Source organism: Gaetbulibacter sp. M235 (genome assembly GCF_043876835.1).
Lineage (GTDB): Bacteria > Bacteroidota > Bacteroidia > Flavobacteriales > Flavobacteriaceae > Yeosuana.
In genome coordinates this window covers 148,508-169,793 of sequence record NZ_JBAWJZ010000007.1, presented here as the reverse complement: position 1 = coordinate 169,793, position 21,286 = coordinate 148,508, and the positions used below count along the sequence as shown (strand labels likewise).

Annotated in this window: 20 protein-coding genes; 10 read left to right on the top strand and 10 right to left on the bottom strand. The window is 31.4% G+C overall.

Going from position 1 to position 21,286, the window contains the following annotated elements:
* Positions 1-16: 16 nt before the first annotated feature.
* The 8 genes from V8G69_RS12545 to V8G69_RS12510 all read right to left on the bottom strand — a co-directional run bounded on the left by V8G69_RS12545 (position 17) and on the right by V8G69_RS12510 (position 7,745).
* On the bottom strand, positions 17-2,200 hold the full coding sequence (locus tag V8G69_RS12545) for a TonB-dependent receptor domain-containing protein (RefSeq protein WP_394882347.1): 2,184 nt from the start codon (positions 2,198-2,200) through the stop codon (positions 17-19).
* 120 nt (positions 2,201-2,320) lie between these two features.
* Positions 2,321-2,653 carry a hypothetical protein gene (locus V8G69_RS12540; protein WP_394882346.1) on the bottom strand — a complete coding sequence of 111 codons (333 nt, stop codon included), beginning with the start codon at positions 2,651-2,653 and terminating at the stop codon, positions 2,321-2,323.
* Positions 2,653-3,147 (bottom strand): DUF6787 family protein, encoded by a 495-nt coding sequence (locus V8G69_RS12535; RefSeq protein ID WP_394882345.1) that lies wholly within the window; start codon positions 3,145-3,147, stop codon positions 2,653-2,655. Before V8G69_RS12535 ends, V8G69_RS12540 begins: the two co-directional genes overlap by 1 nt.
* Before the next feature lie 30 nt (positions 3,148-3,177).
* Positions 3,178-3,612 carry a DUF6146 family protein gene (locus V8G69_RS12530; RefSeq protein ID WP_394882344.1) on the bottom strand — a complete coding sequence of 145 codons (435 nt, stop codon included), beginning with the start codon at positions 3,610-3,612 and terminating at the stop codon, positions 3,178-3,180.
* 124 nt (positions 3,613-3,736) lie between these two features.
* On the bottom strand, positions 3,737-4,375 hold the full coding sequence (locus tag V8G69_RS12525; RefSeq protein ID WP_394882343.1) for a DUF937 domain-containing protein: 639 nt from the start codon (positions 4,373-4,375) through the stop codon (positions 3,737-3,739).
* 107 nt (positions 4,376-4,482) lie between these two features.
* The gene (locus V8G69_RS12520) at positions 4,483-5,433 is read right to left on the bottom strand and encodes a D-2-hydroxyacid dehydrogenase (RefSeq protein ID WP_394882342.1); all 951 of its coding nucleotides are present in this window, start codon (positions 5,431-5,433) and stop codon (positions 4,483-4,485) included.
* 113 nt (positions 5,434-5,546) lie between these two features.
* Positions 5,547-6,611, bottom strand: coding sequence for a 3-phosphoserine/phosphohydroxythreonine transaminase (gene serC / locus V8G69_RS12515; RefSeq protein WP_394882340.1), 1,065 nt, complete (start codon positions 6,609-6,611; stop codon positions 5,547-5,549).
* 75 nt (positions 6,612-6,686) lie between these two features.
* Complete coding sequence (locus V8G69_RS12510; RefSeq protein ID WP_394882339.1) at positions 6,687-7,745, bottom strand: acyl-CoA reductase; 1,059 nt, start codon at positions 7,743-7,745, stop codon at positions 6,687-6,689.
* 67 nt (positions 7,746-7,812) lie between these two features.
* On the opposite strand from V8G69_RS12510, the gene V8G69_RS12505 reads away from it, so the two are divergent.
* The 4 genes from V8G69_RS12505 to V8G69_RS12490 all read left to right on the top strand — a co-directional run bounded on the left by V8G69_RS12505 (position 7,813) and on the right by V8G69_RS12490 (position 11,134).
* A complete protein-coding gene (locus V8G69_RS12505; protein ID WP_394882337.1) occupies positions 7,813-8,166 on the top strand; it encodes a 4Fe-4S dicluster domain-containing protein in 354 nt (117 codons plus the stop codon).
* A 176-nt stretch (positions 8,167-8,342) separates the two neighbouring features.
* Positions 8,343-9,437 carry an SGNH/GDSL hydrolase family protein gene (locus tag V8G69_RS12500; RefSeq protein WP_394882336.1) on the top strand — a complete coding sequence of 365 codons (1,095 nt, stop codon included), beginning with the start codon at positions 8,343-8,345 and terminating at the stop codon, positions 9,435-9,437.
* Between the two features lie 347 nt (positions 9,438-9,784).
* Positions 9,785-10,714, top strand: coding sequence for a hypothetical protein (locus V8G69_RS12495; RefSeq protein ID WP_394882335.1), 930 nt, complete (start codon positions 9,785-9,787; stop codon positions 10,712-10,714).
* Between the two features lie 18 nt (positions 10,715-10,732).
* Entirely contained in the window at positions 10,733-11,134 is a 402-nt protein-coding gene (locus V8G69_RS12490; protein WP_394882334.1) for a HEPN domain-containing protein, read from the top strand.
* A gap of 167 nt (positions 11,135-11,301) precedes the next feature.
* On the opposite strand, the gene V8G69_RS12485 is transcribed toward V8G69_RS12490, so the two are convergent.
* The gene (locus V8G69_RS12485) at positions 11,302-12,774 is read right to left on the bottom strand and encodes a carboxypeptidase-like regulatory domain-containing protein (RefSeq protein WP_394882333.1); all 1,473 of its coding nucleotides are present in this window, start codon (positions 12,772-12,774) and stop codon (positions 11,302-11,304) included.
* Between the two features lie 235 nt (positions 12,775-13,009).
* On the opposite strand from V8G69_RS12485, the gene ychF reads away from it, so the two are divergent.
* From ychF to V8G69_RS12455, 6 genes are all read left to right on the top strand, one after another.
* On the top strand, positions 13,010-14,104 hold the full coding sequence (gene ychF, locus V8G69_RS12480; protein ID WP_394882332.1) for a redox-regulated ATPase YchF: 1,095 nt from the start codon (positions 13,010-13,012) through the stop codon (positions 14,102-14,104).
* A gap of 110 nt (positions 14,105-14,214) precedes the next feature.
* Positions 14,215-15,114, top strand: a complete 900-nt coding sequence (locus V8G69_RS12475; RefSeq protein ID WP_394882330.1) for a DMT family transporter — start codon at positions 14,215-14,217, stop codon at positions 15,112-15,114.
* A 144-nt stretch (positions 15,115-15,258) separates the two neighbouring features.
* Positions 15,259-17,115, top strand: a complete 1,857-nt coding sequence (locus V8G69_RS12470) for a DNA topoisomerase IV subunit B (protein WP_394882329.1) — start codon at positions 15,259-15,261, stop codon at positions 17,113-17,115.
* The gene (locus V8G69_RS12465) at positions 17,115-17,618 is read left to right on the top strand and encodes a hypothetical protein (protein ID WP_394882328.1); all 504 of its coding nucleotides are present in this window, start codon (positions 17,115-17,117) and stop codon (positions 17,616-17,618) included. Before V8G69_RS12470 ends, V8G69_RS12465 begins: the two co-directional genes overlap by 1 nt.
* A 6-nt stretch (positions 17,619-17,624) precedes the next feature.
* A complete protein-coding gene (locus tag V8G69_RS12460) occupies positions 17,625-17,759 on the top strand; it encodes a hypothetical protein (protein ID WP_394882327.1) in 135 nt (44 codons plus the stop codon).
* Positions 17,760-17,768: 9 nt separating this feature from the next.
* Positions 17,769-20,441: a DNA gyrase/topoisomerase IV subunit A gene (locus tag V8G69_RS12455; protein WP_394882326.1), complete on the top strand. Its 2,673-nt coding sequence runs from the start codon at positions 17,769-17,771 to the stop codon at positions 20,439-20,441.
* Positions 20,442-20,452: 11 nt separating this feature from the next.
* Here V8G69_RS12455 and V8G69_RS12450 read toward each other — a convergent pair whose 3' ends face one another.
* Positions 20,453-21,247 carry a TerC family protein gene (locus V8G69_RS12450; RefSeq protein ID WP_394882325.1) on the bottom strand — a complete coding sequence of 265 codons (795 nt, stop codon included), beginning with the start codon at positions 21,245-21,247 and terminating at the stop codon, positions 20,453-20,455.
* Positions 21,248-21,286 lie beyond the last annotated feature (39 nt).

Below are 21,286 nucleotides of genomic sequence, written 5' to 3'. Positions count from 1 at the left end.
ATGGGTGATTTTTACTTTACAGATTATACGTTAAGCCTATACTAATATTTCTTCCCATATTAAAAATATTATCGGTTTTTAATCTTGATAAATGATTGATATAGGTTTTATCTGTTAAGTTATTTCCAGAAATACTTATGGTTAAGTCGTTTTTCAAAAACTCTACTGTGCCGCCAAAACCTGCACTTAACAAGTTGTAACTTGGGGTATTAGTTTCGAAAGTGCTAACATTATTTTGACTGAAAGTAGATTTGAATTTTATAAAGGCATATCCTTTTGTAATTAATTTGCCATCAAATTCTGCTCTTAACGTGTTGCTTAAAGAATTAGCAGGAATTAAAGGTAAATAATCATTGTTTGAAAGTTTTCCAGTTACTGTTTCAAAACTAGATTCAAAGTGTAACCAATCTAACGGATGCGGATGAAAATGCAATCCAAATTCACCACCATATAATTTGGCGTCATTTTGCAGGTAAACAAAAACAGGGCTACTATCAATAATATCTCCGTTTGGAGAAAGAAATATGTAGTTGTTTACTTTATTGTAAAAGGCATTTACAAAAAAATCAATATGTTCGTTTTTGTATTCTAAAGCTAAATCGGTTTGAATATTTTGTTCATTTTGTAAATTGATATTTCCTTTTTCATAACGATTTGTTCCTTCATGAATACCATCAGAAGTGAGTTCGGCTAAGTTTGGAGCTCTAAAACCAGTTGCCAAATTTAAACGTGCCGTAATATTGTTTAATACATCAAGTTTGATTCCTGCAGCACCATTAAAACTGTTGAAGTTTTTATTGATTCCAGAATCAATATTAATCATTCTGTTATCATAGCGTGCTCCAATTTGAATACCAATATCATTGAAGTGAATGTGGGTAACAGCCAAAACGCCAATATCATTAGTTGTTGCATCAGGTATTAATTCTTCAGGGCCATAATTGGTATTTACTTGATTCATTCCTTGTACACCAATAATGGTTTCAAAATCACCAAATTTTGGCATATTGTATTTTACATCATAGTTAAACGTTTTTAATTTTAATTGTAATTCAGGTTTCAAATCTTCGCCATTAAGAGTTTCTTCTGCAAATTCCTTTCTGTTATTATACAGATATCCTAAATTGATGTCTAGACTTGAGTTGTTAAAAAACAAATTGGATTTTGAACTAAATACGTGATTGGTTATTTCCTGAAAAGGAATTAAAGGCGTTTTATTTTTCGATTGCTCACCTAAACCTTCTGGAATTCCTAGTTTTGAATTATTGACGTTATATCTGAATTCTGTTTTAAAATTAGTAGATTGGTATCCAATACCGGTTTTAAAATCCTGTTCTCTAAAACGAGTGTTTGTTACACGATAATCTTTTGTTTTATAATCAGAATGTTCAGCAAGGCTTCCTCTAAATAAAAATTTAAATTTATCACCAGAAGTTTTAACACCTGCACCAGTATTATACCCTAAAGTATTACTGAAATAGTTTCCACTAACATCTCCTTTAGTTGTATTTGATGGTGCAAATTTTTCAGGATTTAGGTATAAAACTCCTCCTAAGGCATCACTTCCATAAAGCAAGGAAGCCGGACCTTTGATAACTTCAACGCTTTCAATGCCACTATCACTAATACCAAGACCATGTTCATCACCAAATTGTTGATTTTCTAATCGTACACCTTGTGTATAAACCAAAACCCTGTTGGAGCTCAAACCTCTGATCACAGGCTTTCCGATACTCAATCCTGTAGAAACACTTTCTACACCGGCAATGTTTGTAATGCCGTCAGCCAATGTGACTGAACCATTCGCTTTTAAATCAGAAACTTTTTTTTGTTCAACTTTCATAACGTTTTCGCTTTGCAATTTGTGAAAAGGAGTTGATATGATCACATCTTCCATTTCAATAGCAGATGGTATTAAATTGATGTTTAAAGGTTCTTTATTTGGGATGTTAATATTTAATGATTGTGTTTCATAACCAATCATTGAAAACAGAATTTTATAAGTTCCAGAAGGTAATCCGGTAATTTTGAAGATTCCTTTTTCCTTAGTAACACTTCCTTTTTCAAGACTTGGAAAATAAACATTTACAAAGTTTAATCCTTCTTTTGTATCGTTATCAATTACAGTGCCTTCTAATGTGTTTTGTGAATATATAAATGTAGTTGCCAGTAGCAACATAATAGTTATTATTTGTTTCATGTACGTGTTTTTTGTTGCAACAATGTCACTCTTATGAAGTGTTATTAATAATTGTTGTAACATGTTTATTAATTTATTTCTTTTTGAAATCTGAATTAATTTCAGTTAATATGAAAGATTTTAAACTAATGATGGTGGTCCACGAAGTGAAAAATGAAGTTGTTGGTAACTACTTAAAAAGAAGTATTGAGATACTATTTTTAAATGTTGTTGTTTGGGTTGAAAAACGTTGAAAAGAAAATGACTTACTAAAATTTTTTGGGTTAATTTAAAATCATAAAATTTACAATTAAGGTCTACTTTATGCAAATGCGTGCTTTTTTCTCCAAAACAAACTTCATGTTTATAATGATTGAAAGCATGTGTAAATTTTACAGTAGTAGGAATAAGTATGGCGCAAGCTAACGTAAGAGCAAGAATTTTATAAAGTATATGTTCTCTAAAAAAGCGCATTAATCTTTAAAACGTTTAAAGCCAAGTTTAATAAGCATCCTTTTTTCGAAATTCCAGAAAAATTTAAACTGCCCAAAAACCCAACCAATAGTTACAAGTAATATTTGATAAAAAATAAAGCCAATAATAATATATAAAACCCAATAAACAACAGGGTTTAAGTTTTCTTTAGTAATTCCAATAATTTTAATAATAGGTCTGGAAATATAAATTGAAGATGTTCCGGTAATTGCAAAAACTAAAAAGATGGATATCATTTCCCATTTAAATTTTACTTTCCATTTGTTTTCTAGTTTTTTAATGAGGAATAAGGCAAACTTTAAAAGCACGAAATAGAAAATAATACTTAAAATTAAATGAAAGGAAATATGAGCATCTTTAAGAAATACTTTTGATAATTTAAACGAAGAATATAATAAAACAGCAATACCTAAAAAAGGAAAAATTAGTTGCCAATTATTAGAAATATTCCAACGTTCTTTAAAAATTTTCACATCATTAATTTAGTTGCAAAATTATTAAAATTAAATTCTTGGAACAAATGGACCTAATTGTTGCTTGTGTTTTAATTGAAAATATATAAAATAATTATATAGCTTATAATTAACATCATAACCATAATCTATTCCTTGGTTGTAGTCAATTTGCATTTCATAAAGATTAGGATTAAATCGTTGAGGTTGTAATACTCTGCTATTCCATTCGGTTACATAGATATAATTTTTGTTTTCTAAATATGTTTGAGAATAGAAGCCTTCAGGTTTTGCAGTGCTAGCTAACCAAGAATCAAATCCTGGTTCGATAATGATTATTTCATATTCTAACGATTCGTTAGCAATTCTAATGGTATCATTTGCTGTTGCTTGATGCAGTTCTTTACTAGTAGAATTCGAAATTTTAGAAGTATTGCAACTTGCAAAACAGACGAGAATTATAAGGATATATAGAAAGACTTTCATAATGTCTTATTTTAGCATGAATTTACAAAAAAAGAATTATTTAAAGAGTTGTTTATAACTTTTTAACAAAAAAAATGTGTCAGCCAATTAAGACTAACACATATATAAATTAGTTGAACTGAAATTATTTTCCCCCAAACAGACCGCCTAGCAAACCGCCAAGGCCACCTTTCTTTTTAGAACCACCTAAAACCATACCGGCAACATCATCAATAACACTGCCATCACCATCAGCATCAAGAATTGATTCTAAAAAACTTTGCTCATTTTTAGCCGAGCTTCCACCAAGTAAACCACCTAGCATTCCTTCAAGGCCACTAGCGCTATTTACATTTTGTTTTTTTGCTTGATTACCCAAAACTCCCATTAAAATTGGTGCTGCTACTTTTAATATTTGAGCAACAGAACCAGCATCAATACCTGATTTTTGACTTAAAGCCATTTCAACATGTTGTTGTTTGCCTCCTAATACGTGACCTAATATTTTTCCGCCATCTTCTAAAACACTTGAATCAACGCCGCCTTCAAATAAACTACCAAGATTATCTAAAACGCTCCCGTTGTGTTTGCTTCCTATGGCACCTAATAAGCCTTCAGCACCTTGAGGTGTAGCAGCATTTTTTTTCATGGCTGCCATTAACACTGGTAATGCCATTGTTAATACATCCTGTGTTTTATTTTGTGATTGATTGGTTTGATTAGAAACACCACTTACTATTGTTTTTCCTAAATCGCTGTTTAACAAGTCTAAAATTCCTGACATATTTTTTGTTTTAATTTATTTGTTGATTTTTTCGACTTTCAATGTACAAAAAAAGTCCTAACAATTATATGTTAGGACTCAATGTTATCTATTTGGTCACAATCTAGTTAACCAAGAATACTTATAATTTGTTCGGCTAATTCAGTTCCAATTCTGTCTTGAGCTTCATTGGTTGCTGCTCCAGTATGAGGAGTTAATGATAATCCAGAATTCATCAATAATTGAATTTCTGGTTTAGGTTCTTTTTCAAAAACATCTAAAGCAGCGCCAGCTACTTTTCCACTCATAATTGCTTCAACTAAAGCGGCTTCATCAACTACACCGCCACGAGCAGCATTTGCGATAAAAACGCCATCTTTCATGATGTCAAACTCAGATTTACCAATAACGTATTCTTTTTGGGCAGGTACATGTAAAGTGATAAAATCAGCTTGTTTTAAAACTTCTTCCTTAGAAATGGTTTTGATATCAAAATTTACTTTTTGACCATCAAAAAAATCAAGTTCTAAATTAACTTTTTCTATAAATGGATCAAACGCAATTACTTTCATTCCGGCACCTAAAGCAACTTTAGCTGTAGCTTGACCAATACGACCAAAGCCTAGAACACCTAATGTTTTTCCTTTTAGTTCAACACCTTTAGCATATGCTTTTTTTAATTTGCCAAAACTAGTGTCTCCTTCTAGAGGCATATCGCGGTTAGAATTATGTAAAAAACGAGCTAATCCGTAAAAATGTGCAAAAACCAATTCGGCAACCGAATGGGAAGAAGAAGCTGGTGTATTGATAACATGGATGCCTTTGCTTTTCGCATAATCTACATCAATATTATCCATACCAACACCACCACGACCAATTATTTTTATTCCTGGGCAGGCATCGATTAAATCTTTGCGAACTGTTGTAGCACTACGAACTAATATAACACTAATGCCTTTTTCGTTTATGTAATTTATTAATTGTTCTTGAGCTACAGTGGTTGTAATAACTTCATATCCGCCTTTTTCAAGAGCTTCTTTTCCGGTTTTTGAAATACCGTCGTTTGCTAATACTTTCATTTTCCTATCCCTAACCCTTTCCAAAGGAAAGGGGATTTATTGGGTTGTTTTTAGTTAATAATTAATTTTTTATATTCGGTCTTCCTTCCCTTTGGGAAGGATTGAGGATGGGATTATGCTTTACTTTCTAGTTCGCTCATTACTTCTACAAGAGTTTTGACACTATCAATAGGAAGTGCATTGTACATAGATGCCCTGTAGCCTCCAACACTTCTGTGACCATTTAATCCACTAATTCCAGCTTCTTTTAACATGGTTTCAAAAGTTTCTTTTAAATTTTCATTTTGAAGGGTGAACGTCGCATTCATATTTGATCTGTCTTCTTTTGTAGCGAAACCATTAAATAATGGATTTAAGTCTATTTCAGAATACATAACCCTTGCTTTTTTCTCATTCATTTCTTCAACCTTAGCAATACCACCCAAATTTTTAATCCATTCCAAAGTCAACATTGAAGTATAAACAGCAAAAACTGGAGGTGTGTTGTACATACTACCATTGCTTATGTGCAATTTATAATCCATGATTGAAGGAATTTTGCGAGATACTTTTCCTAAAATATCTTCTTTAACAACGACAAGGGTTGTTCCTGCTGGACCCATATTTTTTTGAGCACCTGCATATATTAAATCAAATTTTGAAAAATCTAAAACACGAGAAAAGATATCACTACTCATATCGCAAACCATAGGTATTGGTGAGTTTGGAAATGATTTCATCTGTGTTCCAAAAATGGTATTGTTAGAAGTGCAATGAAAATAATCGTAATCTTCTGGAATATCATATCCTTTTGGAATATAATTGAAGTTTGCACTTTTTGATGATGCTACTTCGTATATATCGTCTAAAATTTGAGCTTCTTTAATAGCTTTTTGGCTCCAAGTACCAGTATTTAAATAACCAGCTCTTTTTTCTAAAAGGTTCATGGCAACCATTAAAAACTGAGTGCTTGCGCCTCCTTGTAAAAACAATGCTTTATAACCTTTACCTTCTAATCCTAAAAGTTCTAAAACCAAGGATCTGGCTTTTTCCATAACATCAACAAAAGGCTTGCTTCTGTGAGATATTTCTAATAAAGATAAGCCTTCGTTATTGAAATCAATTACAGCATGAGATGCTTTTAATAAAACTTCTTGAGGTAAAATACTTGGTCCTGCACTAAAGTTATGTTTTTTCATTTTTTTAAAAAATTTAGAGATACAAAGTTGCTAATTAATTGATTATTTTGTGTTATAAAATCCATAATTTTTTCGTCAAATTGCTAACAAAAATTCAATAGAATCCACATCATCCGCATAATCCCAAAGTTGTGGTTTTTGAGTGTTACCAAAAGCAATTTCGTTTTGAACAAAACCTTTTGAAACAATGCATTGAATTGACTCTTTTTGTTGTTCTAATTTTTGTTTTAATTCTGTTGGATTTTCATAAAATTCATAGAAAACGGTAGCGATTGGAGAAACAGCACTTGTGTCTTCTTTTATCATTAAAAAGCCATTTTCAAGCATATCAAATTCACTCATTATATACACCGCTTTATTGTAGTCGTAATTATTGGCATATTTTGCTTTTTCAATAATAGGGTGCCAATGGTACATGGCTTGAAAAAACAAATCGAAATTATAATCTTTAGGCACATAAAGTTTTGATACATTTCTGCAACCTAAACCATAATACCTAAAAATATCTTCTGAAAGAGCTTGCATGTCTTCTAACGTTTCTTGCCCGTTTAAAACTGCTATGGAATTTCGGTTATTTCTTATAATGGAAGGTTTGTGTTTAAAATAATATTCAAAGTAACGCGCTGTATTATTGCTGCCAGTGGCAATAACTGCATCAAATTGTTCTAGTTTATCTTCTGTAAAAGTAATTGCTCCTTTAAATCCTGGTTCTACAAATTCAAGATATTTAGCTAAATAGGGAAGTAGGTATTTATCGTTTGACGATTGTTTTACCAATGCATGATGACCACTTATTAAAACCGATAAAAAATCATGAAAACCAACCAATGGAATGTTTCCAGCCATGATTATAGCTACCAATTTTGGTTCTTTGTTGGTGATATTATATGGTGATAACCATTTGTGTAATTTTTTAAAAGTTAAAGAATCAGCCCAACCATTAATGGCAAATGCCATGTTTTCTTTAGAAAACCATCCATTGTTTTCTTCAGCTAATTTTAATTGGTGTTTAAATCCTTCAAAAAACAAATCATTATATTCAATTGTCTCTTTTTTTTGAATTCTTTCGTTAGAAAATTGACTTAAAAAGTCTCCTAATTTTACAAAAGCGTTAATTCTTTGTTGTAAATGCATTCTCTATTTGGTTATGAATGGTTTTGGTTTTATTTTAGCCATTGCAAATTTAGAAAGAAAAAATACTATGGCAATTATAATAACAGACGAATGTATAAATTGTGGAGCTTGCGAACCAGAATGTCCAAACACTGCAATATATGAAGCCGCAGATGATTGGCGTTATAATGACGGAACCAGTTTAAAAGGAAAAGTGGTTTTAACTAATGGAAAGGAAGTAGATGCCGATGAGGCTCAAGAACCTGTTAGTGATGAGGTTTATTACATTGTTCCAGATAAATGTACTGAATGTAAAGGGTTTCATGATGAACCACAATGTGCTGCGGTTTGCCCAGTAGATTGTTGTGTGCCTGATGAGAATCATGTAGAAACAGAGGAACAGTTGTTGGCAAAACAGCGTTTTATGCATCCTGAAGAGTAATTTAACTTTAAAAATTATATTGAAATCCCAAGATTTAATCTTGGGATTTTTTGTTTATAATTGTTAATATCCCAACTTTTAATCTTGGGAGATATAGATTAACTTCGCATGTCAAGTTATAAAAAAATAGAATTGTTTTAAACCAACCTATGTAAAATAATCTCAAATTTATATTTATGATCATTAAAAAAACACCTAAGCTAATAGTTATTCTGTCCATCTTATTAATGATAGGTTGTTCGGGCCAAAAAGATCTTTTAGTCCGTTTTTCAAACCCTGAAATTGAGTATTGGGGAAGAGTAGATTCTACTGGAGTTGAAGGAGTCAATTTATATTGGTCTGGAACTTCAATAAAGATGAATTTTCAGGGAAAGTCCATTAAGGCCTTGTTGCAAGATGAAACCGGAGATAATTATTACAATGTTATTATTGATAATGATAGTGTGGTTCTTTTGAGGCCTGATACTACTAAAACATATTATCAATTGGCGTCACAATTACCCAAAGGGAAACATTCCGTTGAGATTTTTAAAAGGACCGAGTGGGATAGAGGCAAAACTACTTTTTATGGGTTTGAAATTGAAACCGATGCAAAATTATTACCAAAGCCGGCACCCAAAAAAAGAAGCATAGAATTTTACGGAAACTCCATAACGGCAGGTTATGCTGTTGAAGATTATTCAGGAAGAGACTCACCAGACAGTACCTATACCAATAACTATTTAAGTTATTCGGCAATTACTGCAAGGCACTATGATGCTAAATACCAATGTATCTGTAAAAGCGGCATTGGTATAACTATTAGCTGGTTTCCATTAATAATGCCAGACTTGTACGATAGATTGAATCCTGCAGATTCTACAAGTGCATGGGATTTTTCATTGTATAAACCCGATATTGTTGTCATTAATCTGTTTCAAAACGATTCATGGTTGGTCAATATGCCCGAAAGAGCCGAATTTAAAAAGAACTTTGGAACCAAAGCGCCCGATGATGGTTATTTGACACAAGCCTATCAACAATTTGTAGCCAATATAAGGAACCAATATCCCGAAGCAAATATTATATGTATGCTTGGAAATATGGATGCTACCAAAGAAGGTTCAAAATGGATTGACTACGTTAAAACGGCTGTGACTAATTTAAATGATAAGAAGATGTACACATGCATTGTGCCTTTTAAAGGAACTCCAGGACACCCTTCAATAAAAGAACAAGAAGCTTTGGCAAACAGCCTTATTCAATGTATTGATACTCATATAGATTGGTGATTTGTCAGTTCGAGTGATTTTCGATAGAAAATTGTATCGAGAACTATTTAAAAAACAACAACATTGGTTCTCGATACTAATTTTACTCATTTGCAATCGTAAAATTCACTCGAACTGACATGTGTAGTTTTATTGATTAAATACGCAATTTGAATGGCTTTTGTTTTGTTGATAAGTTTTAATAGGTCTTGTTTGTAGTGTATTGATTTTCTTATAAAGAAAAACTAACTTAGCTTACTTGTGCTGAACTTGTTTCAGTATCGTCCGACATAAAACATTTAAAACGACTTTATATCATATTGTTGGCAGTAAGCTAAAAAAAACAAGAATTAAAAACTAACCAAAATTTGAAATTATACAATAGTTTACCTAACATCATTGAAAGCGACATTAAAATGGAAAAGGCTAACTCAATGATTGATATTCATGAAGGTGAATATATTCTTTTACATAATAATATCAATATTAATGTCGTCGGTCGGATTTACTTTTATTGGTTTCCTAGTCCAAATGTTTATTTCTCAGGAATTTTAACGTCAAAAAATCTTGAAATAACGGAAATTATAGATTCATCAGAATCTTTTACTATAATAGTCAATGAACTTGAGTTTGGAGAAGGGCTAATAACAAATACTACTATAAGTAACAATGATGACTTAAAAATTAAAGGTATTTCACCTCACCAATCTGTATTGGGTGACAAAACAATTTCAGTAGAAAAAATCACTTTTTGTATACCTAACTTAAGAAACTTTTTTGGTGATTCAGTAAAAAAGATTTCTCAAAAAAGTAAATATAGCGGAAGAAATAGAATAAAACTCGAAAATGAAAAATACAATATTTTAATTGATAAATCAATAACCTATGGAACGCTAAGAGACGAATTAAAAGAAAACGGAGGTTATCACATTCTATACAATGGAGAAATAACAAGTAAGAAAAAAACAATAACATTCGAAGAATTAAATGATGTTTTTCATTGCTTAGATACATTTATGACTTTTCTAAATGGTAGCAGAGTTTGTGCTTTATTTGCAACTGGATATTTTGAGAATAAAGCGATTTGGACTAATTATAGTTATCATCATGTTGACATATTCAAATATTATCCTTCATGGCCACAAGATTTTTCAATTATTGGAATAGAAGATATCTGGGTAAAATTCAGTAATCTTTGGAAGGATAAAGAAAATAAAGATTTCTTAACATCTGTAGTTCATTGGTATGTTGAGGCTAATAAAAACTCAGGCTTTGTAGAAGGTGCCATTATTATTTAGCAAACAGCTTTAGAATTATTGTACAATTGGTGGGTAATCGAAAATAAAAAAATAATTTTAGGAAAAGACTCTGAAAATATAAATGCATCAAATAAAATCAGACTACTTTTATCTCAATTAAATATTGATTATTCTGTGCCTAAGGAATTCAAAAAATTACAAGAATTTGTTGATAGTGACAATCAAATACTTGATGCCTGTGAAGCTGTCGTTCAAATACGAAATGCAATAGTACATTCCCAAGAAGAAAAAAGAAAAAAACTTAGATCCATATCGTTATTTGCTAAGTATGAAGCGTTACAACTATGTACATGGTATATTGAAATAGCCTTATTGAGAATTTTAGGTTATTCTGATAAATATTATAATCGGATAAGTAAATCAGAAGAATTTATTCCTTGGTTTAAAAATATGGAGTAAAGCCTACTGCTAACACTGTATCCTATAATTGCTAGTGCAAGTTTACTTACGAAAATCCGCGAGGATTTTCTATTCGATTTGTATTTGCTAAAGTAGATGCTTAAACCACGCAACTAATCATACACAAACACGATAAGCGTCATTCTAAAATATATTCTAGAAACCACTTAATCCTCACCTTTAAACTCTTTCATTTCTTGTAAGGGTTCAAGAGTTTGGTCTTGTCCCCAAACTTTAGAGTCATATTTATTTAGCTTGAGATATGGTACTGTTTTTTCTTCTGTTTGCTGGTTGAAAATGCCTGAGGTTATCTTAATGCTTGAATTAAGTAATAATTCTTGTTTGGTAATTATATTGCCTTCAATGGTAAAGTCAAAACTGGTTTTGTTCTTTTCTGGGCTGTTCTCAATAAATTTTAAAGGTCTGCTTACATAAAAATAGCGCCCTTCTTCATATTTTATATATTGTGGCTGATATTTGTTTAACGTGTCTTTTTGGTAAATTACGGTTCCCTTTCTCATATTTTCAACATACTTAACGCCTAAAAGCAATTTTAAATTAAATTTTTCACCACGCTTACCATCGGCGAATTCAAAATCTACTTTGGTTATGGCATAGGTATCGTCTGTAATAAAAAGTTTGCCTGTGTATTTAGATTTAGAACGTTTAGGCTTGTAATTTATAATGTAAATAAGTTCATTGTTAAAATAGGAAACATCCACAAAACTATATTCATACAAATCGGCATCTAATATTTTTGAAAGCATAGAGTTTTCATAAAATTGAGAACGCATTAATAAGTTATTTGTTTGTCCGTTTAAATCTTTAACTTGATATTCATTTTTTTTAGGTTCATTTTTGTCGTCATCTTTTAACGATAAAGAATCTTCAATTTTAAATAAGCCAGTTTTAAGCTTATAGGTTAAAGTGGTATCTAAATATTTAAGAATAACATGCTGTGCTCTTTTTTGAACTTCTTCTATTGAAAGATTGTTTTTTTGGTCAATAAGTTCGGTGGCTTTATATACTTTTAATTTTGTTTTAGTGGAATCATTAACATACAAATCAGCTTTAAAATCTTTAAAATGTTTTGTTTTACTATTTATTACAGCTTTTGAAAGCGAGTCCATGCTTTTATTTGCAGACTCTAGGTTTTTCTTTTTAACATGAGATGCTTTTTCAATTTCAAAATCTAATCTATCAAAATCCATATAAGCTGTTTTTCTTGAAAAAATCTCGTGTTTATATAATTTTATCTCATAATTTTTAGAAAGATTTTGTCTAACTCTTGAAATAATAGAATCTGCATTTGGTTTTTTATTGCTAACATAAACAGTGTTAAGCTCATTGATTGATTCTTCTAGTCTAACAATAAAGTTTAGGTTTTTTATGTCTTTAATACTAAGGGTTTTGTTTTTATAACCTAAACAAGAAATGGTTATTACACTATTTTCGTTTTCCTCAATGATTGTAAAATAACCTTCTTCATTTGAAATGACTCCATTAAATTCTGCTGTTTTTATAGCTGCAAAAGGAATTGGGTTTTGTGTGTTTTTGTCTAATAACCTTGCTGTGATATTTTGGGAAATTCCAAAAAAACTGCTTAATAAAAATGAATAAACTACAATGAGATGTTTCATAATTGATGGTTTTCAATGAATTGACGAACAAAAGGCTATAATGTTACAAATATAAATTAATAGATAACATGTGCTTTTGCTTTAAATAAAAGAGGAATTAATTACATTTGCACTCGCAAAAAATCCCATCCTCAATCCTTCCCAAAGCGAAGGAAGCTAGATGGAAAGAAATATAAGTATAATTTAAAATTACCAAAAAATCCCCTTTCCTTAGGAAAGGGCTAGGGATAGGAATATGAAAGCAGGTATTGTAGGATTGCCAAATGTAGGAAAGTCAACTTTGTTTAACTGTTTGTCGAATGCAAAAGCGCAAAGTGCTAACTTTCCATTTTGTACCATCGAACCTAATATTGGTGTAGTAAATGTACCAGATAAACGCTTGGAAAAACTTGAAGAATTGGTAAAACCAGTTAGAGTTCAACCTGCTACTGTTGAAATAGTTGATATAGCCGGATTGGTAAAAGGAGCCAGTAAAGGAGAAGGATTAGGAAATCAGTTTTTAGCGAATATTAGGGAAACCGATGCTATTTTGCATGTGTTGCGTTGTTTTGATAATGATAATATTGTGCATGTTGATGGTAAAGTAAATCCTATTCGCGATAAAGAAACCATTGATATGGAATTGCAGTTAAAAGATTTAGAGACTGTTGACAAAAAACTTGAAAAAGTAAAGCGTGCTGCCAAAACCGGGAATAAAGATGCCCAAAAGGAAGAAGCTGTATTGCTGAAAATTAAATCAAATCTTGAGGCAGGTATTTCTGTAAGAGCCCTTGAATTTAGTGAAGATGATTACAATGATTATGTAAAACCATCACAATTCATTACAGATAAACCAGTGATGTATGTTTGTAATGTTGACGAAGCATCTGCTGTTTCTGGTAATGCGTATGTCGAGTTGGTAAAAGAAGCTGTAAAAGATGAAAATGCTGAGGTTTTGTTTTTAGCCGTTGGAACTGAAGCCGATATCAATGAATTAGATGATTATGAAGAACGCCAAATGTTTCTTCAGGATATAGGATTAAGCGAAGCAGGTTCAGCAAAATTAATTCGTTCAGCTTATAAATTATTAAAGCAACAAACCTACTTTACTGCTGGAGTTAAAGAAGTAAGAGCTTGGACTATTGATGTTGGGGCCACTGCACCACAAGCAGCAGGTGTTATTCATAGCGATTTTGAAAAAGGATTTATTAGAGCAGAAGTTATCGCCTATGATGATTTTGAATCTTATGGTAGCGAAGCTAAAGTAAAAGAAGCTGGAAAAATGCGTGTTGAAGGAAAAAATTACATAGTTAAAGATGGCGATGTGATGCATTTCTTGTTTAATGTGTAGTTATTAAAAAATCTTCTTTTTTTAGAATAAGAAGTTCGAAAAGTTAATATTCAGCCAATATGATTAATGACGAAATTCATCTGATGATAAAAAACATATAAATTTGACAGATGAAACCTACTAAGTCATTTATTTACGGAATCATTTTAGGGTTGATTGGCATTGTTCTGTTTTCTTCAAAAGCTGTCATGGTGAAAATGGCTTACCAATACAATATCGATGCGGTAAGTGTTTTGCTTTTTAGGATGCTGTTCTCTTTTCCATTTTATGTTGTTATTGCCATAGTCTATAGAAAGAAAAGTAATGAAGTTGTTATAGTAAAAAATGATTATTTATGGGTTGCTTTTTTTGGTATTGTAGGCTATTATCTGTCAAGTTATTTTGATTTCGTTGGGCTTATTTATATAAAAGCTAGTTTAGAACGTATTATCTTGTTTTTATATCCAACCATTGTTATTTTATTTAATAAGTTGTTTTTAAAGCAACAGATTTCAAAGGAGCAGATTTATGCTATTGTTTTAACGTATGTAGGCATTATCATTGCTTTTTGGAACGAAGTTGCTATATCTGGAAGTGATACGTATTTGGGTGGATTTTTCATCTTACTTTGTGCTATTACTTATGCGGCATATTTGTCTGGAAGCGGTTGGTTAATACCAAAATTTGGCGTCATGAAATTTACAGCTTATGTTATGATTGTCTCCTGTATTTGTGTATTTATTCATTATGGAATAACCAATAAAATCGATTTATTAAATTATCCTTGGCAAGTGTATTTTTTAGGGTTTTTAATTGCCATTTTTGCAACCGTAATTCCATCTTTTTTAGTTTCAACTTCCATTAAACTAATTAGTTCATCAAATTTTGCGGTAATTGCAGCGGTCGGACCAATTTCTACTATTATTTTGGCAGCGATTTTTTTAAATGAGCAACTAACTTTATTACAATTATTAGGCGCTTTTGCTGTTATAATAGGAATTTCATTAGTATCTTTAAACAAGAAAAAATAAGCACTTTTTTAAGTGGTTTTATTTAAAAAGGTATGTTCTCAACAACATTCACTTTTTATTGTTAATTACTTTGTGCGAAGGCAGTTTTATTTTATATTTTGATATATTATATTAGCGTCCTATCATTAAATTTCACTCAAATCTATGGCTGAACAATCCAATTATACCGAAGACAATATACGCTCACTAGACTGGAAAGAACATATTCGTATGCGTCCAGGAATGTATATTGGTAAATTGGGCGATGGTTCTTCTCCTGATGATGGTATTTATATACTTTTAAAAGAAGTCTTAGACAACTCAATAGACGAGTATGTCATGGGTTCAGGTAAAACCATTGATGTTTCTATTCAAGGCGCAAAAGTTACTGTTCGAGATTATGGTAGGGGAATTCCTTTAGGAAAAGTGGTAGATGTTGTTTCTAAGATGAATACTGGCGGAAAGTATGATTCAAAAGCGTTCAAGAAATCTGTGGGATTAAATGGAGTAGGTACTAAAGCCGTGAATGCCTTATCTTCCTTTTTTAGAGTAGAATCTACACGTGATAATAAATCGGCTTCTGCTGAATTTGAACAAGGAAATCTTATCAATCAAGATTTATTGGATGATACTACTAGAAGAAAAGGAACCAAAGTGTCTTTTATTCCAGATGAAGTCATTTTCAAAAATTATAAATATAGAAATGAGTATGTTATTAGAATGCTTAAAAACTATGTGTATTTAAACACGGGTTTAACTATCATTTTTAATGGCGAAAAATATTTCAGTGAAAATGGCTTAAAAGATTTGCTGTCTGAAAACATTTCAGAGTCTGATATGTTATATCCTATTATTCATTTAAAAGGGAGTGATATTGAAGTCGCTTTAACACATAGCAAAACACAATATAGTGAAGAGTACCATTCTTTTGTAAATGGTCAAAATACAACTCAAGGAGGAACGCATTTAGCCGCTTACAGAGAAGCCTTAGTAAAAACCATCAGAGAGTTTTATGGTAAAAATTATGAAGCTGCCGATGTTAGAAAATCTATAGTTTCTGCGGTTTCTATAAAAGTTATGGAACCAGTTTTTGAAAGCCAAACAAAAACAAAGTTAGGTTCAACAGACATGGGTGGTGATTTACCAACAGTTAGGACCTATATAAATGATTTCGTAAAAACTCATTTAGATAACTATTTACATAAAAATCCTGAAGCTGCAGAGAAAATTCAACGTAAAATCATGCAAGCAGAGCATGAACGTAAAGAGCTTTCAGGCATTAGAAAATTAGCAAAGGACCGCGCAAAAAAAGCCAGTTTGCATAATAAAAAGCTAAGAGATTGCAGAGTGCATTTTGGAGATATAAAAAACGAGCGTAATTTAGAATCTACTTTATTTATTACCGAGGGAGATTCTGCTTCTGGAAGTATTACTAAATCCCGCGATGTAAATACACAAGCCGTTTTTAGTTTAAAAGGGAAACCATTAAATTCTTATGGATTAAGCAAGAAAATTGTGTATGAAAACGAAGAGTTTAATCTACTTCAAGCCGCATTAAATATTGAAGAGTCCATTGAAGACTTACGTTATAATAATATTGTAATTGCAACAGATGCCGATGTTGATGGCATGCACATTCGATTATTGCTCATTACATTCTTTTTACAGTTTTTCCCTGAAATTATAAAAGAAGGACATTTGTATATTTTGCAAACGCCTTTGTTTAGAGTACGAAATAAAAAAGAAACTATTTATTGTTATTCTGACCAAGAACGAAGAGATGCTATTGAAAAATTAAAGCCAAAACCAGAAATTACCAGGTTTAAAGGTTTAGGGGAAATTTCTCCGGATGAATTTAGAAATTTTATCGGGGAAAGTATTCGATTAGATCCTATCATGTTAGATAAAGATTTGTCAATTGAAGAATTATTAGAATTTTATATGGGCAAAAACACACCTGATAGACAAGAGTTTATAATTAATAATTTAAAGGTTGAACTTGATATTATAGAAGAACGTTAATGAGAACAAACAACGGGAAAGTTAGAAATATTATTGTTTCAGTGTATTTTTTGCTTATTGTACTAGCTATTGTTTTAGCAACTGTATTTAGTGCTTTTAAAGATGTAAGCACCCATTTGTGGTTTACTTTTTTAATATTTTTGTTTGGGTTTATTGGTATTTTCTTTTTAGTTCACTGGATAGCCAAATTTTTTGAGTACGATAGCGATGGTGTTAAGGTTGTTGTTTTAAATAAGGGGTTGTTGCTTACAGATTATGTAAATTATCGCGAATATAAAGTAGAGTTTGAAAAAAACAGATTAGCAGGTTTTAAGTTCCGTAATTATATCGTTTATAAAAGTTTGGTCCTTAGCATTAAAAATAAATCTGGAAATATAAAACATGCCTATTTCAATGTAACGTTACTCGATAGAAGAAAACGAAAATATATTAAGCAGTCTTTAAGGAAAATGCTAAAAGAAAATATAAAAAATGAAAGAAATTTAAAGATTAACAAAAACTAAACTAAAATGCTGTATAATAAAAACAAAAAAAATGCGGTAAAAAGATCTTACGAATATTTGCACACTAACGATGCTACATCAAGGGTTAAAAAACGCCGTAAATCAGGAACAACAACACTTAGTAGCAGACCAAAAAAATAAAAGCCTTTAATGACAGAAGAAGAAAACGACGATTTGATAAATCCGCAAGGCGATACTAAAGAAACCATTACCAGAATTTCTGGAATGTATCAAGATTGGTTTTTAGACTATGCCTCGTATGTTATATTAGAACGTGCTGTACCCGCTATTGAAGATGGTTTTAAACCGGTTCAAAGGCGTATCATGCACTCTATGAAAGATTTAGACGATGGGCGTTATAATAAAGTAGCCAATATAGTTGGGCATACTATGCAATATCATCCACATGGAGATGCCAGTATTGCAGATGCAATGGTTCAAATTGGCCAGAAAGATTTATTAATTGATACACAAGGTAACTGGGGAAATATTTTAACAGGTGATAGTGCAGCCGCATCGCGTTATATTGAAGCACGTTTGTCAAAATTTGCACTTGATGTTGTTTACAATCCTAAAATTACAGAATGGCAGGCATCTTATGATGGACGTAGAAAAGAACCAGTTAATTTACCGGTTATGTTTCCGTTGCTATTGGCACAAGGCGGAGAAGGGATTGCAGTAGGGCTTTCAACTAAAATATTGCCACATAATTTTATTGAGTTAATTGATGCTTCTGTAAAACATTTAAAAGGAAAAGGCTTTACCATATTTCCTGATTTTCCAACAGCTGGAATTATTGATGTGAGTGATTATAAAGATGGTTTGCGCGGAGGAAGAATTCGTGTTAGAGCCAAAATATCGCAGTTGGATAAAAGTACATTGGTTATTACAGAAATACCTTTTGGAACCAATACAACATCACTCATCGATTCTATTTTGAAAGCCAATGAGAAAGGCAAAATAAAAATTAAAAAGATAGAAGACAATACAGCTGCCGATGTTGAAATTTTAGTGCATTTGCCTTCAGGAATTTCACCTGATAAAACCATTGATGCTTTGTATGCATTTACAAGTTGTGAAAGTTCCATTTCTCCTTTAGGATGTGTTATTGAAGACAATAAGCCTTTGTTTGTTGGTGTTACTGAGATGCTGAAGCGTTCAACAGATAACACGGTTCAACTTCTAAAAAGTGACCTTGAAATTAAATTGGATGAGTTTGAAGAACAATGGCATTTTGCATCATTAGAACGCATCTTTATTGAAAACAGAATTTATCATGATATTGAAGAAGAGGAAACCTGGGAAGGCGTTATTAATGCTATTGATAAAGGATTAAAACCACACATGCAACATTTAAAACGAGCCATAACCCAAGAAGATATTGAGCGTTTAACAGAAATAAGAATCAAGCGCATTTCAAAATTTGATATTGATAAAGCACAACAAAAAATTGAAGCTTTAGAAGACCAAATAGCGCAGGTTAAACATCATCTTGAAAATCTTATTGATTACGCTATTGCCTATTTTACTAGATTAAAAAAAGATTATGGTGCAGGTCGTGAACGTAAAACAGAAATACGAACTTTCGATGATGTAGATGCTACAAAAGTGGTGATTCGTAACACCAAGCTTTATGTAAATAAAGAAGAAGGTTTTGTTGGTACATCACTTAAAAAAGACGAATATGTTTGTGATTGCAGTGATATAGACGATATTATTGTGTTCACTAAAGATGGTAAGATGATTATCACCAAAGTTGATGCAAAAACCTTTGTTGGAAAAGATATTATTCATGTTGAGGTTTTTGATAAGAAAGATAATCGTACCATTTATAATTTAATTTACAGAGATGGAGCCAAAGGACCATCGTACATAAAACGTTTTGCAGTTACCAGTATTACCAGAGATAAGGAATACGATTTAACGAATGGAAGCAAAGGCTCAACTATATTATATTTTTCAGCAAATCCGAATGGTGAAGCTGAGGTTATTACCATTATTTTAAGACAAGTTGGAAGTATTAAAAAACTGAAATGGGATTTAGATTTTGCCGATATTTTAATAAAAGGAAGAAACTCCAAAGGGAATCTGGTTACCAAATATTCAATTAAAAAAATTGAACTCAAAGAGAAAGGTATTTCTACCTTAAAACCTAGAAAAATATGGTTTGATGATTCTGTTCAACGCTTAAATGTAGATGGAAGAGGTGAGTTAATAGGGGAGTTTAGAGGAGAAGACAGATTACTAATCATTACGCAGTCGGGTGCTATAAAAACCATTTTACCTGAACTTACTACACATTTTGAAGATGATATGATAGTGCTCGAAAAATGGCTTCCAAAAAAACCTATTTCAGCTGTTTATTATGATGGGGAAAAAGAGCGGTATTTTGTAAAGCGTTTCTTGATTGAAAATGAAAATAAAGAAGAGGTTTTTATTTCTGAACATCAAAAGTCACAATTAGAAATTGTGTCGACCGACTGGATTCCAAGAGTAGAAGTGGTTTTTGCTAAAGAACGCGGTAAAGATCAAAAAGATAGTGTAGAAGTAAACCTAGAAGATTTTATTGCCATAAAAGGCATTAAAGCACTTGGAAATCAGTTAACTGCTGATAAAGTTAAGCAAATAAATCTGCTAGAACCTTTACCATATGAAGCTCCAGAAGAGGTTCATGCCGATGAATTAGAGGTTGTTGATGAAGAAACGGTAGATTCAGAAAACAATGATGAAACACCTGTTACAAAAGATTTGAGTTTAGATGATTCAACAAATAATTCGAATGATTCAGATATTGATGATAAGGGGCAAATAACCTTGTTTTAGTTTTTAATCACTTAATCTTTTTTAGAATTTTTATCAATTCTAAAACTCAGAAATTCAACAAATAATGAGAAGGCTATGGCAAAATATAAATAGCCTTTTGGAATAGCACCAACCATATTTCCAAATAATTTAGTGTGCGATAAATGAGCGGCTTCAGTTATTAGCATAAAACCAATTAATATTAAAAAGGCTAACCCTAAAAGTTGCATACTTGGGTGCGCATCAATAAACTTTCTAATAGGATTTGCAAACCCTATCATGATTCCTATTGAAATAACCACAGCAATAATCATTAAAACTAAATTGTAATTATGATTTTCATGTAATCCATTAGTCATGCCTACAGCCGTTAAAATAGAATCTATGGAGAATATAAAATCAATAATTAAAATTTGAACAATAGCTTGTGATAAGGATTTTATTTTTTTTCCTTTCAATTCATTTTCATCTTGTTTTGGAGATTCTACTTTCTCATGAATTTCAGAAGTGCTTTTATAAATTAAAAACAAGCCTCCTCCAAACAAAATAATAGATTGCCAACTTATGGCAACATGAAACCAACTGGTTTCTATAGTATAAAATGGATCTTTTAAGCTAATCAAAAACGATACAAAAAACAGAAGAATAATCCGTTGAACCATAGCGAGTAATAATCCAATATTTGTGGCTTTACTACGTTGGTTCTCGGGTAATTTATTGGCAGCTATGGAGATAAATACAATATTGTCGATTCCTAAGATAATCTCTAAAAACGTTAAGGTAAGCAGAGCCATTATGGCGTCACTTGTAAATAAAAAGTCTAACATGAAAATCTTTAAGAAATTTTATCAAAAATAGTAAAAAAT

Coding starts and splice junctions, on each gene's coding strand:
- V8G69_RS12500 (WP_394882336.1), top strand. CDS start 8,343: ATGATCATTAAAAAAACACCTAAGCTAATAGTTATTCTGTCCATCTTA.
- V8G69_RS12530 (WP_394882344.1), bottom strand. CDS start 3,612: ATGAAAGTCTTTCTATATATCCTTATAATTCTCGTCTGTTTTGCAAGT.
- V8G69_RS12460 (WP_394882327.1), top strand. CDS start 17,625: ATGCTGTATAATAAAAACAAAAAAAATGCGGTAAAAAGATCTTACGAA.
- V8G69_RS12455 (WP_394882326.1), top strand. CDS start 17,769: ATGACAGAAGAAGAAAACGACGATTTGATAAATCCGCAAGGCGATACT.
- serC (WP_394882340.1), bottom strand. CDS start 6,611: ATGAAAAAACATAACTTTAGTGCAGGACCAAGTATTTTACCTCAAGAA.
- V8G69_RS12545 (WP_394882347.1), bottom strand. CDS start 2,200: ATGAAACAAATAATAACTATTATGTTGCTACTGGCAACTACATTTATA.
- V8G69_RS12475 (WP_394882330.1), top strand. CDS start 14,215: ATGAAACCTACTAAGTCATTTATTTACGGAATCATTTTAGGGTTGATT.
- V8G69_RS12505 (WP_394882337.1), top strand. CDS start 7,813: ATGGCAATTATAATAACAGACGAATGTATAAATTGTGGAGCTTGCGAA.
- ychF (WP_394882332.1), top strand. CDS start 13,010: ATGAAAGCAGGTATTGTAGGATTGCCAAATGTAGGAAAGTCAACTTTG.
- V8G69_RS12465 (WP_394882328.1), top strand. CDS start 17,115: ATGAGAACAAACAACGGGAAAGTTAGAAATATTATTGTTTCAGTGTAT.
- V8G69_RS12520 (WP_394882342.1), bottom strand. CDS start 5,433: ATGAAAGTATTAGCAAACGACGGTATTTCAAAAACCGGAAAAGAAGCT.
- V8G69_RS12540 (WP_394882346.1), bottom strand. CDS start 2,653: ATGCGCTTTTTTAGAGAACATATACTTTATAAAATTCTTGCTCTTACG.
- V8G69_RS12510 (WP_394882339.1), bottom strand. CDS start 7,745: ATGCATTTACAACAAAGAATTAACGCTTTTGTAAAATTAGGAGACTTT.
- V8G69_RS12470 (WP_394882329.1), top strand. CDS start 15,259: ATGGCTGAACAATCCAATTATACCGAAGACAATATACGCTCACTAGAC.
- V8G69_RS12525 (WP_394882343.1), bottom strand. CDS start 4,375: ATGTCAGGAATTTTAGACTTGTTAAACAGCGATTTAGGAAAAACAATA.
- V8G69_RS12450 (WP_394882325.1), bottom strand. CDS start 21,247: ATGTTAGACTTTTTATTTACAAGTGACGCCATAATGGCTCTGCTTACC.
- V8G69_RS12485 (WP_394882333.1), bottom strand. CDS start 12,774: ATGAAACATCTCATTGTAGTTTATTCATTTTTATTAAGCAGTTTTTTT.